The sequence below is a fragment of the Pseudomonas gingeri genome (assembly GCF_013386165.1).
In the GTDB taxonomy this organism is placed as follows: Bacteria; Pseudomonadota; Gammaproteobacteria; order Pseudomonadales; family Pseudomonadaceae; genus Aquipseudomonas; species Aquipseudomonas gingeri_C.
On sequence record NZ_JACAOS010000003.1, the window covers coordinates 158,622 to 172,596 of the forward strand.

Annotated in this window: 9 protein-coding genes; all 9 read right to left on the reverse strand. The window is 63.9% G+C overall.

Annotated features, from left to right (window positions below; genetic code table 11):
* Positions 1-23: 23 nt before the first annotated feature.
* The 9 genes from HX866_RS05285 to HX866_RS05325 all read right to left on the reverse strand — a co-directional run bounded on the left by HX866_RS05285 (position 24) and on the right by HX866_RS05325 (position 13,626).
* Positions 24-305 (reverse strand): DUF2934 domain-containing protein, encoded by a 282-nt coding sequence (locus tag HX866_RS05285; protein ID WP_177138387.1) that lies wholly within the window; start codon positions 303-305, stop codon positions 24-26.
* Between the two features lie 16 nt (positions 306-321).
* Positions 322-3,063: a malto-oligosyltrehalose synthase gene (locus HX866_RS05290; protein ID WP_177138388.1), complete on the reverse strand. Its 2,742-nt coding sequence runs from the start codon at positions 3,061-3,063 to the stop codon at positions 322-324.
* On the reverse strand, positions 3,060-5,141 hold the full coding sequence (gene malQ, locus HX866_RS05295) for a 4-alpha-glucanotransferase (RefSeq protein WP_177138389.1): 2,082 nt from the start codon (positions 5,139-5,141) through the stop codon (positions 3,060-3,062). The genes HX866_RS05290 and malQ overlap by 4 nt, the downstream gene beginning before the upstream one ends.
* Positions 5,138-6,946, reverse strand: coding sequence for a malto-oligosyltrehalose trehalohydrolase (gene treZ, locus HX866_RS05300; RefSeq protein WP_177100825.1), 1,809 nt, complete (start codon positions 6,944-6,946; stop codon positions 5,138-5,140). Before treZ ends, malQ begins: the two co-directional genes overlap by 4 nt.
* Positions 6,947-6,960: 14 nt before the next feature.
* Entirely contained in the window at positions 6,961-8,526 is a 1,566-nt protein-coding gene (gene glgA, locus HX866_RS05305; RefSeq protein WP_177138390.1) for a glycogen synthase GlgA, read from the reverse strand.
* 435 nt (positions 8,527-8,961) lie between these two features.
* Positions 8,962-9,915, reverse strand: a complete 954-nt coding sequence (locus HX866_RS05310) for a D-2-hydroxyacid dehydrogenase family protein (RefSeq protein WP_177138391.1) — start codon at positions 9,913-9,915, stop codon at positions 8,962-8,964.
* 14 nt (positions 9,916-9,929) lie between these two features.
* Entirely contained in the window at positions 9,930-10,949 is a 1,020-nt protein-coding gene (locus HX866_RS05315) for an alpha/beta fold hydrolase (protein WP_177091616.1), read from the reverse strand.
* Positions 10,950-11,026: 77 nt separating this feature from the next.
* Positions 11,027-11,491: an SRPBCC family protein gene (locus tag HX866_RS05320; RefSeq protein ID WP_177091617.1), complete on the reverse strand. Its 465-nt coding sequence runs from the start codon at positions 11,489-11,491 to the stop codon at positions 11,027-11,029.
* Between the two features lie 140 nt (positions 11,492-11,631).
* Positions 11,632-13,626, reverse strand: coding sequence for a methyl-accepting chemotaxis protein (locus HX866_RS05325; RefSeq protein WP_177091618.1), 1,995 nt, complete (start codon positions 13,624-13,626; stop codon positions 11,632-11,634).
* Between the last annotated feature and the right edge of the window lie 349 nt (positions 13,627-13,975).

A 13,975-nucleotide genomic window follows, 5' to 3' on the forward strand; every position in this document is an offset into this window, starting at 1 on the left:
GTGTTCTCGGCATCGTGCAATGTTCAACTGGCTGACGGCTTGCGCGGCGCTCGCGGTTTCTTTTCAACAGCCGGTTTGGCAACGGTGGCCGGCTTCGCCGTGGCTTTCGGGACCGCTGTCGGCTTGGTGGCGACCTTGGGTTTGGCGGCGGGTTTGGCCGCTGTCGGTTTTTTCGGCGCCAGGGCCTCGGCTTCCGCCAGCTTGCGCGCCATTTCCCAATGCCGGGCCTCTTCGCCCTCGGGGCGACCCTCCGATTCCCAGATCTGATAAGCAAATTCGCGGATGCGTTTTTCGTCGGTACTCATCGCCATGCTCCTGAACTCAAGTTTGGATAAAGAGATTGACCGGGAAATCTCCGAGTGCCTCACCGACCATCAGCTCGTTATGGGGTGTGACTGCGCACATCGAAAAAAATCCCTTTAATTTATGGTTCGGTGCGGCGAACGGTAGTTTGACCCGCGTATCGCCCCAAACCGGTGCCGGTACCCACGGCAGTTGATCGTCGGCCAGCAACTCGGCCGCCAGCCTGGGTACGATCACAATGGCCCGCTGTGTTGGTGTGCTGCGCATAAAGGCCAGTACGTGTTCGGCCTGCTCGCCGAGCACTTCCAACGGTTGGTAATCGCCGCGACTGAAGACCCTCCCGTATTCGGCCCGCACCGCCAGCGTGCGGGCAATCAAGGCCTGTTTGAGCCGTCCGTTGCGCCAGTCCGTCAACAGGGCTGCCGGCGACGTAGAGGCTTGCAGCGCCTGTTGCCGGGCAGCGAAATCCACCGGCCGGCGATTGTCCGGGTCCACCAGGCTGAAGTCCCAGAACTCGTTGCCCTGGTACAGGTCCGGTACACCCGGTACGGTCATGCGCAGCAAACACTGGGCCAAACTGTTGAGTGCGCCGGCCGCAGCGATTTTTTTCACCGCGGCGACCAGGGTCTGGCGCAGCGGCAAGCCGATCGGTCGGGTCAGCAACGCATCGAGAAAGTCGTGGCATGCCTGCTCGTAGGTCTCGTTGGGCGCGCTCCAACTGCTGTGCAACTTGGCTTCGCGCAGCGCCTTGTTTTGCCATTGCCAGAGGCGTTCGGCGTACTCCAGCAGCCCGGCCGAATCGTCGCTCGACAGCGTCAGCGGCCAACTGCCCAGCAGGGCCTGGTAGAGGATCAGTTCGTCTGCCGCCGACGGCGCCTGGGCATCGTCCCGCAGCGCTTGGGCCTGCTCGCGAAAGCCTTGTAGCTGTTCGACGTACCAGGGGCCGTACTCGCTCAGCACCGCCAAGCGCGCGCGGCTGTCCTCGCCGCGTTTGTGATCATGGGTGGCGCTGGTCAGCAGGTTGTCCGGAAAATTTTCCAGGCGCTGTTGGTTCGCCGCGTGGAAGTTTTCCACGGGGGCGCTGAAGCGTTCCGTGGAAAAGCCCACGTCGTTGCGCGAGAGCAGCACCGCCGAACGATAGAACGCCGTGTCTTCGACCGCCTTGGCCGCCGTCGGCGAGGTCAGTTGCTGGAAGCGCACGCAGGCATGCTTGAGCCGTTTGCGCTGCCGGCCCGGCGCGCGCTGGCGCCAGGGCTGTCCGCCGAGCCACTGTTGCAGATAGTCGAGCACCGGCCAGTCAGCCTCGCCGAGGGTGGTGCGGGCGCCGGCCAGGGCCTGCTGGAAAAAACCTTCGTCCTCGGCCGGGCGGCCCAGGGCATTGATATAGGTGCGGTACACCGGGTAGTGCACGATCAGCGCCTGCAAGGCCCGGCGAATGGCGCCCAGGGTCAGGTCGCGGCTCATCAGGTCGTCCCGGGCCACTTGCAGCAGGGCCTGGGCCACGCTTTCGCAGTCGCCGGCCAGGGTGCTGGCGAGGATCTGCTGGCGTGCCAGGCGGGCCTCCTCGACGAACTCGGCGGGGCGCTCGCTCAAGCGGCTCCAGCGCTCGGCCAAGAGTGGCTCGCCACGGGGATCATGTTGCAGCAGCGACAGCTGATCCATGAATTCGTAGCCGGTGGTGCCGTCCACCCGCCAGTCGCGGTGCAGGCTTTCGCCCTGGCCGAGGATTTTTTCCACATGGATCGGCAGGTGCCTGCCGGGAACCAGGCGATCGACGCGCCGACGCAGCTTGCGGCAGTAACCGCGTGGGTCGGCGAGCCCGTCTATATGGTCGATGCGCAGGCCGTCCACCAGACCGTCTTCGATCAGCTGGAAGATTTTCCGGTGGGTGGCTTCGAATACCGCCGGGCGCTCGACCCGCAGGCCCCCCAGCTCGTTGACATCAAAGAAGCGCCGCCAATTGATATCGTCGGCGGCTGTGCGCCAACTGGCAAGGCGATAGTGCTGGCGCTCCAGCAGTCGGTGTAGGCGCTGGAAACCGTCGGGCTGGCGCGAGTCATAGCGAGCCAGGCCCTGGATGATGGCGCCATGGGTATCGCCGCGTTGCGCAAGCTCGGCGCGCAAGACCTGCGCCTGGGCATAGGCGTCGGGCAGACTGTTCAGGGCCTTGAAGTGGCCGGCCAGGGTTTCCAGTGAAGGGATGTCGGCGAGTATCTGCGCGTAATCCCGTGGGCAGATGGGAAACCGGTGCTGGTAATGCTCAATATGGAAGCCGCCGTTTTCAGTATCGAAGCACAGGGGCAGGCTGCCTTCCTGCAACGCCACGCCGTAGTCGCTGCCGAGGAATGGCATCAGCAATTGCCCTTCGAGCAACGGGTCGGGCGAGTGCCACTGGATATCGAAGAACTCGCCGTAGGGGCTCTGTCGCCCCCATTCCAGCAGGTCCAGCCACCAGGGGTTGTCAGCGCCGCCGACGGCCATGTGGTTGGAGACGATGTCGAGGATCAGGCCCATGTCGTGCTGGCGCAGGGTCTGCACCAGGCGCCGCAAGGCCGCTTCGCCGCCCAACTGCGGGTTGACCCGGGTCGGGTCGACCACGTCGTAGCCGTGCATTGAACCGTCGCGCGCGGTGAGCAGCGGCGAGGCGTAGACATGGCTGATACCCAGCTGCGCGAAGTAAGGCACCAGCGGCACGGCGTCATCCAGGCTGAAGCCCTGGTGAAATTGCAGGCGCAAGGTGGCGCGCAGCGCTGCACTCATCGGTCACGCTCGGCGGCCTGGAGTCGGGCACAGGCCAGCAGTTCGAGGCGGCGGGCGGCGTCCACATCGTCGAGCAACTGGCTGCTGTCGCCGGGCAGGCGCCGACGCCAGTTGGGGTGACTGTCGAGGGTGCCGGGCAGGTTGGCCTGTTCCTCGACACCCAGGGCGTCCTCCAGCGGCAGCAACACCAGGGGCGCCCGGGTATGGCCGAGGAAGCGCACGCTGGCATCGAGCACCTGATCGGTCTCGTGGGATTCATCGCGGAAATTCTGCGGGTCATTGCTCAAGGCACGGTGCAGGCCCTCGCGTTCGTGCTGGCGGGTTTCGCGCCAGTGATCGGCGGTCGTGTTGTCGATCAGCCCCAGCTGGATGTTCCAGTCGATATCCCGGGCATGCCACCAGCCATTGAGGGTCGGCAGGTCGTGGGTGCTGCTGGTGGCCAGGGCGTTGTCCGGCCAGTCGAGGATGGGGCGGAAATGATGGCCATATTCCTGCTCGAACAACAGCACACGCATGCCGAGGATCGCCCGGGCGGCGAGTTTTTCTCGCAGGCCCTCGGGCACTGTGCCGAGGTCTTCGCCGAGCACTATCGCCTGATGGCGCGCGGACTCCAGGGTCAGCAGGCGCAGCAGGTCATCCACCGGGTAATACAGGTACGCGCCGTCCTTTGGCAGTGAGCCCAGCGGAATCACCCAGAGCCGTTGCAGGCCCATCACATGGTCGATACGCAAGCCGCCGGCATGGGCGAAATTGGCCCGCAGCATTTCGATAAAAGCCCGGAAGCCATGGCGCTTCAGACCTTCCGGGGCGAAGGCCGAGATGCCCCAGCTTTGTCCGCTGCGATTGAGAATATCCGGTGGCGCGCCGACGGTGAGTTCGGCCAGCAGTTCGTCCTGCCGGCTCCAGGCCTGGCTGCCGCCGCCGTCGGCACCGACGGCGAGGTCGGCGATCAGGCCGATGCCCATGCCACTGTCCCGGGCGGCTTTTTGCGCGCGGCCCAGGCTACGGGCCACCAACCATTGACCGAAGGCGTAGAAACCGATCTCCTCGGCCTGTTCTTCGGCGAAGACGGCGAGGGCCGGGTTGTCGGGGTGGTGCCAGGCGGCGGGCCAGTGGCGCCAGTCGGTGCTTTCGCCGCGGGCGCTACAGGCGGCTTGCAGGGCTTCGAAGCGACAGTGATTTTCCAGGGCTTCGCCGCCGAGCTGGCGGAAGCGCGCGAAGTCCGTGGCGAGGGGGTGAGTGCCCAGGCGAAAGCCGTCGTACAGCGCCCGCAGCAGCCGTTGTTTGGCGCGGGCGGCGCGTGGCCAGTCGATCAGGGGCAGGGCTTCCAACTGCTGCAGTTCATCGGCCAGTCCCGCAGTGTCGATGGCCTGGCGCAGGGCCTGTTCGCCGAGAATCGCCTCCGGCGCCGCATAAAGACTGTTGAGGAACAGCCGGCTGGACGGCGAATAGGGGCTGTAGCGTTGCGGGTCGCAACTGAACATGGCGTGCAGCGGACTGATCGCCAGGGCCTCGGCGCCACGTTCGCCCGCGGCGCGAACCAGGCTTTCCAGGGCCAGGGTGTCGCCGAAGCCGCCATCGCCGGCGCGTTGCAGGGCATACAGCTGGACCGTCAGGCCCCAGGCGCGGGGTGTCGCGCTATCGGTGGCCGCCGCCACGCTGTGACACTGCGCCGGGGCCACGGCGAGGGTGAAGTGCTGGCCGGCGATATGCACCGTCTGGTAGCCCACCGGAATCTTGCCCGGTAGCACCGCGTCCTCGTCGAGGTGCAGATGCAGGACCGTGCCGTTTTCCAGATGCACTTCGCAGGCCGTGTCGGCGGCGAAATAACGGGCCAGGTCCAAGCCCTTGCCGATGTCGGCGGTCAACAGGGGGGGCAGGTGTTTTTGTTGCTGGGCGAGTTGCAGTTCCAGCAGGCTGTTCTCGATCTCCAGGTCGTTGTCGGCGGGATGGCCGAGTCCGGCGAGGACCTTGCGCAAGACCTCGGCTCGGACTTTCTGTGCTCGGCCATTGGCGTCGATCCAATCGACGGCCAGGCCAGCCCGGCTGGCGAGTATTTCCAGTTGCGCGTCGCTCATGGGTGCTCTCCGGTGGGTGACTGCATGACGTCCCCGGGGGTCAGGGTAACCAGCGCGCAGTAGGGGGCCAGATGACCTTCATCCAGTTGGCGACTGGTACCGGTGGTGCTTTCGAATAGTAATCGGGCCTGGGTGGGGGGGCTGTGGCCGACGGACTCGGCACTGAGGTTGAGGTCGATGCGCAGCACGCTGCCGTCGCCCATGCGCCAGCGTGCGCTGAGGGCGCCATCGGCCAGGACATCGGCGCCCAGGGCCTGGGCGCCGGAGAGCCTGGGGATGATTTCGCGGTGGCGCAGTTCCAGCAGTTGGTGGTAGAGGCGTACGTTCGCCTGGCGGTTGAAGTCGTCGCTGGCGTCGCTCAGGTCGGGGCGCGAGTCGTTGAAGCTGGCGACCGCGTTCGGGTCGGGAATGTGCGCCCGCCGCGCCGGGTCGGCAAAGGCCGGGAAATCGGCGAATTCGCCGCGACGGCCTTCGCGCACCGCATCGGCCAGTTCACCCTGGTGATCGGTGAAAAACAGAAAGGGTTCGCCGGCAGCGGTTTCCTCCCCCATGAATAGCAACGGTATCATCGGCGACAACAACAGCAGCACAGTGGCCGCCCGCAGGGCCGGTGCCGGGCAGAGTTGATTGAGGCGCTCGCCCAGGGCGCGGTTGCCGATCTGGTCGTGGTTCTGCAGGAACAGCACAAAAGCGCTGGGCGGCAGGTGCGCGCTGGGTTCGCCGCGGCTGTGGCCGTGGCGGTTGGGGTGGCCCTGGAACACGAAGCCCTGGCTCAGGCAACGGGCCAGTTTGGTGGTGGTTTCCCGGGCGTAGTCGGCGTAGTAGGCGTCGGTCTCGCCGGTCAGCAGGACGTGCAGGGCGTTGTGGCCGTCATCGTTCCATTGGGCGTCGTAGGCCTCCTCCAGCAGGCTGGACTGGTTGCGTTCGTTTTCCAGGGTCAGCCACACGTGTCGCGACAGGTCCATCTGCTGGCGAACCGCTTGCGCCAGTTCGTAGAGAAAGCCGCTGTCATTGATCGCATGCACGGCATCCAGGCGCAGGCCATCGAAGCGGTATTCCAGCAGCCACATCAGGGCATTGTCGACGAAATAGTCGCGGACTTCGCGGCGGCGAAAATCAATCGCCGCGCCCCACGGGGTCTGCTGGTCGTCGCGGAAGAAGTCGCGGGCGTATTGGCCGAGGTAGTTGCCGTCCGGGCCGAAGTGGTTGTAGACCACGTCCAGCAACACCATCAGGCCATGCCCATGGGCCGTGTCGATCAAGTGCTTGAGGTCTTCGGGCGAACCATAGGCGGCATGCGGCGCATAGGGCAGCACGCCGTCGTAGCCCCAATTGCGCTCGCCGGGGAATTGAGCGAGGGGCATCAGCTCAATGGCCGTGATCCCCAGTTCGGCCAGGCGCGCCAGTTGGCTTTCGACCTGGCGATAGCCGCCGAGGACACCGACGTGCAGTTCGTAGATCACCGCCTCGTGCCAGGGCCGCCCCTGCCAGTCCTTGTGCTGCCAGTGGTAGGCCAGGGAGTCGACCACCTGGCTCGGCCCGTGTACGTCCCCGACCTGGCGTCGCGAGGCCGGGTCGGGCACCAGTCGCTCGCCGTCGATCTGGAAGCGATAGTGGCTGTCGGCCGGACAGCGGGCCTCGAGGACAAACCAGCCGTCGTGTTGCGGCAGCATGGCCAGGGAACGGCCATCGCCCAGTTCGACGCTGACGTAATAGGCGTCCGGTGCCCACAGGGCAAAGCGGGTGTGCTCGGCGTCCAGCAGGGTCGCGCCATGAGGCCAGGTTTCCAGAGTCCGTAACGGCATCTATGAAGACCTCCTCAGTGCTGACCCGACCTGCTCCGGGATTTGTCGACCAGGTTCTGGTACAACTCGGCGTAGGGTTCCACGGCCTTGCACCAGTTGAACGGTGCGGCCATTGCCCGGCAACGCATGGCGTTGAGTAGCGGCGGATAGGCAAACACCTTGAACGCCCGGCGCAGTGCTTCGGCATAACTTTCCACGGTGGACTCGTCGAACAGAAAACCGGTGACCCCGTTCTCGATGGTGTCCGCCAGTCCGCCGGTGTTGCGTGCCACCGGCAGTGAACCGAAGCGCTGGGCATACATCTGGCTCAGGCCGCAGGGCTCATAACGCGAGGGCATCAGCAGGAAATCGCTGCCGGCGAACATGCGTCGGGCATCAGTTTCGTTGAAGCCGATACGCACCCCGATCCGGCCCGGAAAACGCAGGGCCAGTTGGCGCATGGCTTGTTCTTCTTCCGGCTCGCCACGGCCGATGATCGCGATCTGGCCGCCTTCATTGACGATCATTTCGCTGACCGCCTCGGTCAGGTCCAGGCCTTTCTGGTAGACCAGCCGCGAGACCACGGCAAAGAGTGGCCCGGTCGAGGGATCGAGACCGAACAGGGTTCGCACATGGGCGGCGTTGACCGCTTTGCCTTCCCAGTCGCCGGGGGTGAAGGGCTGGACCAGATGAGTGTCGGTCGCCGCATCCCAGCTTTCGTCGATGCCGTTGGGAATGCCGCTGAGCAAGCCCTGGTGGGTTTTGCTGGCGAGGAATCCGTCCAGGCCGCAGCCGAAGTGCGGCGTGGTGATTTCCTGGGCGTAGGTGGCACTCACCGTGGTGATATGACTGGAGTAGGCCATGCCGGCCTTGAGGAATGACAGCTTGCCGTAGAACTCCATGCCTTCCTGTTGCAGGGCGTGGGGCGGGATCCCCAGTTCCGGGCAGCAGGCGAGGCTGACCACGCCCTGATAGGCGAGGTTGTGAATGGTGAACAGGGTCGGGGTGCGCTGGCCGCGCCAATGCATATAGGCCGGGGCCAGACCGGCGGGCCAGTCGTGGGCGTGGACCAGGTCCGGGGTCCAGTGGATCTGCGCCAGGTTGGCGGCGATATCGGCAGCAGCCAGGCCCAGGCGGGCGAAGCGGATATGGTTGTCCGGCCAGTCGCGCCCGTTGTTGGCGCCATAGGGCGTGCCCTCGCGCTCGAAGAGTTCAGGGCAGATCAGCACATAGATCACCAGGCCGTCGGGCAGGTCCATGCGGCCTATCTTGCACGGCGGCAGCGCGGCATGGCCCCCCAGTTCGCCGATGATATGGATCGGGTTGTCGCTGTGCATCACCTGCGGGTACCCGGGAATCAGCACCCGTACGTCGTGCAGGTGGTGCATGGCCCGCGGCAGCGCGGCGGAGACGTCACCCAGGCCGCCGGTCTTGACCAGGTCGGCGAATTCGGAGGTGACGAACAGCACCTTTTTCTTGTTGGGATTGACAGCGGCTGCCGTCAACACAGGCTTTCCTCCCTCCAAGGGGACTGACACGGGGACCGCTTCGCTGGCCTGATTCAAATGCTCTTCCTGAGTTCCCAACGCAGCGCTGATCATGTGTCTCTCCCGTTTTATTTGATCTGGTTCATCCTTTCTTTCATACAGCGTGCCCAAACCGCTTCCTTTGGTCGGACACACTGGTTCCGGGCGACTGGGCGAAGAGTGCTCGTCGCGCGGAGGCAAGAAAGAGTGGGGAAGCCTCTGTCCGCAACACCCTCGAAAGAGAGGCCCTACCTTTAACCTGACCGACCGCAACATCAGAAGTTTCGACTTTTTTGCGACGAAATGACTGAGCGGTCAGCAGGCCCAAAAAACAGTGTAGGAGAGATGTCGCTGCCGTGAAGGGCGTTGTTTAGACCAATATTGGAAAAAATCAGAGCGCCTGACCTAAGGCTCAGGTGACAAGGTTGTCACCTGGAACGAGCGTCCTGGAGCGGCCGCACCCTGCTGGCGCAGGTTAGACGTCCGGGCGCTCAAGGATGGTGCGCGTGCTTAACTCAGCAGGCGGATCGGTTGCCCGGCCGTCCAGGCCTGGATGTCTTCGATCATCTGGCTGTAGAACAGCCGATAGTTGTTCTGGCTGACATAGCCGACATGGGGAGTTGCCAGGACATTGTCCAGGGTGCGGAACGGGTGGTTGGCCGGCAACGGTTCCTGTTCGAAGACGTCCAGGGCCGCACCGGCCAGCCGGCCTTGCTCCAGCGCGGCGATCAGCGCCGGTTCGTCGACGATCGGCCCGCGTGCGGTGTTGATCAGCAAGGCCGAAGGTTTCATCCAGGCCAGGGCCTCGGCGTCCACCAGGCCGCGGGAGCGCTCGCTGAGCACCAGGTGCACGGAGAGCAGGTCGGCCTGCTTGAACAGTTCGGCCTTGCTCACGTACTCCACGCCGGGTTCGGCCGCGCGTTCGGCGGTGAGGTTCTCGCTCCAGGCGATGACCCGCATGCCGAACGCCTTGCCGTAGCCGGCGATGCGCTGGCCGATGCTGCCCAGGCCGAGAATTCCCAGGGTCTTGCCATACAGATCGCCGCCCAGGCCTTGCTGCCAGTGCCCGGCGCGCAGGGAGTTGGCCTCCCTGAGCAGGTTGCGGTTGGCCGCCATGATCAGCGCCCAGGTCAGCTCCGGTGCCGCCTGTTTGTAGCTGTCGGTGCCGCAGACCTGGATCCCCAGGGTGTTGGCCGCCTTGATATCGAGGGCGGCGTTGCGCATGCCGCCGGTCACCAGCAGTTTCAGGCGTGGCAGTTGGCGCAGCAGGGCTTCGTTGAACGGGCTGCGCTCGCGCATCACGCAGATCACCTCGAACCCGCTCAGGCGCTCGACCATGGTCGCGGTGTCGGCCGGGTAGTCGTGGAGAAAACTCACCTGGCCCACGGTGCTCAAGGCACTCCAGTCCACGGCCTCGGCCGCCACGCCTTGCCAGTCATCGATTACCGCGATCTGTAGGGTCATTCACTGTTTCCTCGTTATTGTTTGCTGGCCAGCCACTCGAGCAGGGCCTTGTGGAAGCGGGCCGGTTCTTCCATTTGCGGCGCGTGACCCAGGCCTGGGAATTCCACCAGGGTCGAACGCGGGATCAGTTTCGCCACCTGTTTGCCGAGCACATCGTAGTGACCGATGCGCGCCTTGACGTCCGGCGGCGCGATATCGCTGCCGATGGCCGTGGTGTCGGCGGTACCGATCAGCAACAGGGTGGGCATCTTCAGGTCCTTGAACTCGTAATAGACCGGCTGGGTGAAGATCATGTCGTAGATCAGCGCCGAGTTCCAGGCGACCGCGACGTGACCGGGACCTTTGTTCAGGCCGGCGAGCATGTCGACCCAGCGGTCGAACTCGGGTTTCCAATGGCCGGCGTAATAAGTCGTGCGTTCATAGTTACGGATACTCTCGGCGCTGAGTTTCAGTTCGCGCTCGTTCCATTGGTCGACGCTGCGATAGGGCACGCCGAGGGCTTTCCAGTCTTCCAGGCCGATGGGGTTGACCAGCGCCAGGCGTTCGACCTGTTGCGGGTAGAGCAGGGCATAGCGGGTGGCGAGCATGCCGCCAGTGGAGTGACCGAGGATCAGGATTTTCTCGATGCCGAGTTTTTCCAGCAGGGCGTGGGTGTTGTTCGCCAGTTGCTGGAAGCTGTACTGGTAGTTATCCGGTTTGCTGGAGGTACAGAAACCGATCTGGTCCGGGGCGATCACGCGGTAGCCGGCGGCGCTCAGGGCCTTGATCGACGAGTCCCAGGTGGCGCCGCAGAAGTTCTTGCCATGCATCAGCACGATGTTCTTGCCGTTGGCCTTGCCGCTGGGTGGAACGTCCATGTAGCCCATCTGCAGGGACTTGCCCTGGGACTGGAAGGTGAAGTGCTGCACCGGATAAGGGTATTCGAAACCTTGCAGTTCCGGGCCGTAGGCCGGTCCTTCGGCCGCATGGGACAGGACAGGGAGGGACGCGGCCAGGAACAGGCCGCCGAGGACGAGGGCGCGGGCATTCGACATATAAGGATCTCCAGAAGAATCGACCCGATGCTGGTGACCCGCGATTAACCCTGGATTAACGGCTGCGCCCGTGAGTGTCAGGCGGTAGAGCGTTGCGGGGTTTCCATGAGGTGCTTGAGGTTGTCCATCGCCCGGGTCGAAAGCTCGACCATCCGTGCGTGCAAACCGCTCAGGTTCAGTTCGGTGATGTACTGCAAGGTGCGGGTAAATCGCGTGCCATGGCCGTCACGCAGCAGGCTGTAGTAAATGCAACCATCCACCACCGGGGAGGTGAACGCCATCTTGAACTCGCTCGGGGCATCGGCGATGACCACCCGATAGTTGATCTCGATCCGCAAACCCAGCAGGTCGACGACTTCGGTGAAACGGTGATCCTTGGGCAAGGGGCCGTGGATGCCGGTCTCGGCGCTGACGGAGGTGGGGTGCCATTCGTGCCAGCGATCGGGCTGGGTCACGTAGGCGTAGACCGTCTCGATATCGGCTTCTATATGGACTTCGTTGCTGAGTGTTTTGGCATAAGGCTGGAAAGAGGGCTGCTGCATGGGCTTTGCTCCGACTGCGATCCTTGTGAAAGGGCGGAAACAATGATGAGCATAGGTGATACAAAACATTTCGTGATGTACAACGTCGGCACAAGACCGGCGGTCGTGCCCCTCGCATCGGGGCACGACCGACAGCGTTTTTAGCGGACCTTGAAGCGGCCCATCAGCGCGCTGACACGGTTGTTGGCGTCCAGCAGGCTGCGGGTATTGTCGTCGGTGGCGTGGCCGGTCTGGACCAGTTCTTCGACCATATGGCGGATCTGCACCATGCTGCGGTTGATCTCCTCGGTCACCGCACTTTGCTGTTCGGCGGCCGTGGCGATCTGGGTGCTGAGGCTGTTGATATGGCTGACGGAACCGGCCATTTCATCGAGCCCGGCGTTGACCCGTGCCGTGGCGTCGGCTGCGGACTGACAGCTGGCCTGGGTGTTTTCCATGGCCGCTACCGACGAGCTGACACCTTGGGTGAGGCGCGTGAGCATCTCGTTGATTTCCGAGGTGCTGGCCTGGGTCCGGGCGGCGAGGGCGCGGACCTCGTCGGCCACCACCGCGAAGCCACGACCCTGCTCGCCGGCACGGGCGGCTTCGATGGCGGCGTTCAAGGCCAGCAGGTTGGTCTGCCCGGCAATGGCGCCGATCACCCCGAGAATCTCGGTGATGCGCTGGGCATCCTGCTGCATGCTCTCGACCTTGTGGGTAGCGCTGGACACTTCGTCGATCAGGGCAACCACGCTATTGGACGCCTCGCCCACCACCACCCGCGAACGGTCGGCGTGTTCGTTGGCGCGCTGGGTGAAGGCGGCGGTTTCGGCGGCGTTCTCCGCCACGGTGTCGGCGGTGGCGCTCATCTCGGTAATGGCGGTGACCGTCTGCTCGGTTTCCGAGGCATGGCGAGTGAGGATCTGGTTGGTATGGGCCGAGGTCTTTTGCAGCTTGTCCAGGCTTGAGGCCATGTCGCCGGTGGCCTGGGTGACTTCGCCGATCATGTTCTGCAGGTAGACGATGAAGTGGTTCACCGAGTGGCCGATGGCCCCCAGCTCATCTTCGGCGCGGATGGTGATGCGCCGGGTCAGATCGGCATCGCCGGCGGACAGTGCGTCGATATTGGTCTTGAGCGCGCGCATCCGGTTGATCAGTTTGCTGATGGCATACACCTGCAACAGCACCAGCAGAATGATCATCGGAATCTGCAACAGGGCCAGGGTATTGAGCACGTCATCCCGCTGGGCGGTGATCAACTGGGTCGGCAGGGCGGTGGCGAGGAACCAGGGGGTGCCTTCGATGGGGCGCATGAAGAAGGTGCTGGTCACGCCGTCGTTGTCGAATTCCACACGGTGGGACGCGGCATCACGGTTTTGCAGGGCGATCTTGACCTGCGCGGCGAAGGCCGAGCTGCTGGCCAGGTCATTGATGTTCTTGAGCACCACCGGACTGTTGATATGGGTGCTGTTGCTGATGATCTTGCCGTCGCCTTCGACGATCAGCATTTCACCGCCGATGTCCTTCTCCTTGCGCGCCACCAGGTCGTTGAAAAAGCCCAGGGTCACGTCGATGGTCGAGACGCCATAGGGCACGCCATCGCGCTGGATGGCCATGGCGCAGTTGGTGCGCGGCTCCTGGCTGGCGTCATCCTTGTAGGCGGCTGCCCAGGCGCACTGGCCACGGGGTGTGGCCATGCCGCCCTTGTACCAGGGCTGCTCGTAATAGTTGGGGGCTTCGGCGCTGTTCCAGAAGGTATTGACCTTCAACTGGCCGTTGGCATCGCGGTGCCAGAAGGTGCTGTGCTTGTTCCGCCCCGGCGTGCGCTGGCCGGGCAGGGGCCAGATGCCGCCACCGAAGACCTTCAGCTCGCCGTACTGATCCACCAGGCCAGGCAGGACCTTGTCGATGGTATCGCTGTCGAGCAGGGGAATGGTCTGGGTGATGCTGCGCTGCTGGGCCTGGACCTTGTTCAACTCGTTCTTGATCTGCTCGGCCACTTCGGCCACGCGGTTGAGCACGACCTGTTCCTCGGTCTTGCGCAACGTGGGTGCGACCAATTGACTGATCCCGACCACGGTCAGGACAAACAGCAGCAGGACGAACAGGACCAGAAACAGCGTGTAGCGGGCTTGGATCGTACGGAACATGGGCATGGGACCTGTCCTTGCAAAGCGGCTTTTATTGTTCGGTAGGCCTGATCTGGTCAGGGCTTCGTTCAGTTATCGGCTTGAGCTGAGGGAGCTTTAGGTACGATCGTGCAGGAAGTGCTGAAAATTCCGCTACAGCGGCCCGGGTTCAGCCTTCCGATTTCTTGACGCCATATTGTCACCACCTTATGATGCGGCCATTATTTTGATATCAAATGTTTCAAGGAATGAACATGTGTGTTTTCACCCTCGGGATGAGGCCCCTCGCGGCCATGCCGCGTCGTTACCCGAGTTTCTTCAGTTCTTCGAAATCTCCCCTTCCAAAACCCCGGAGCGCGTTCAGCCGTCTCCGGCG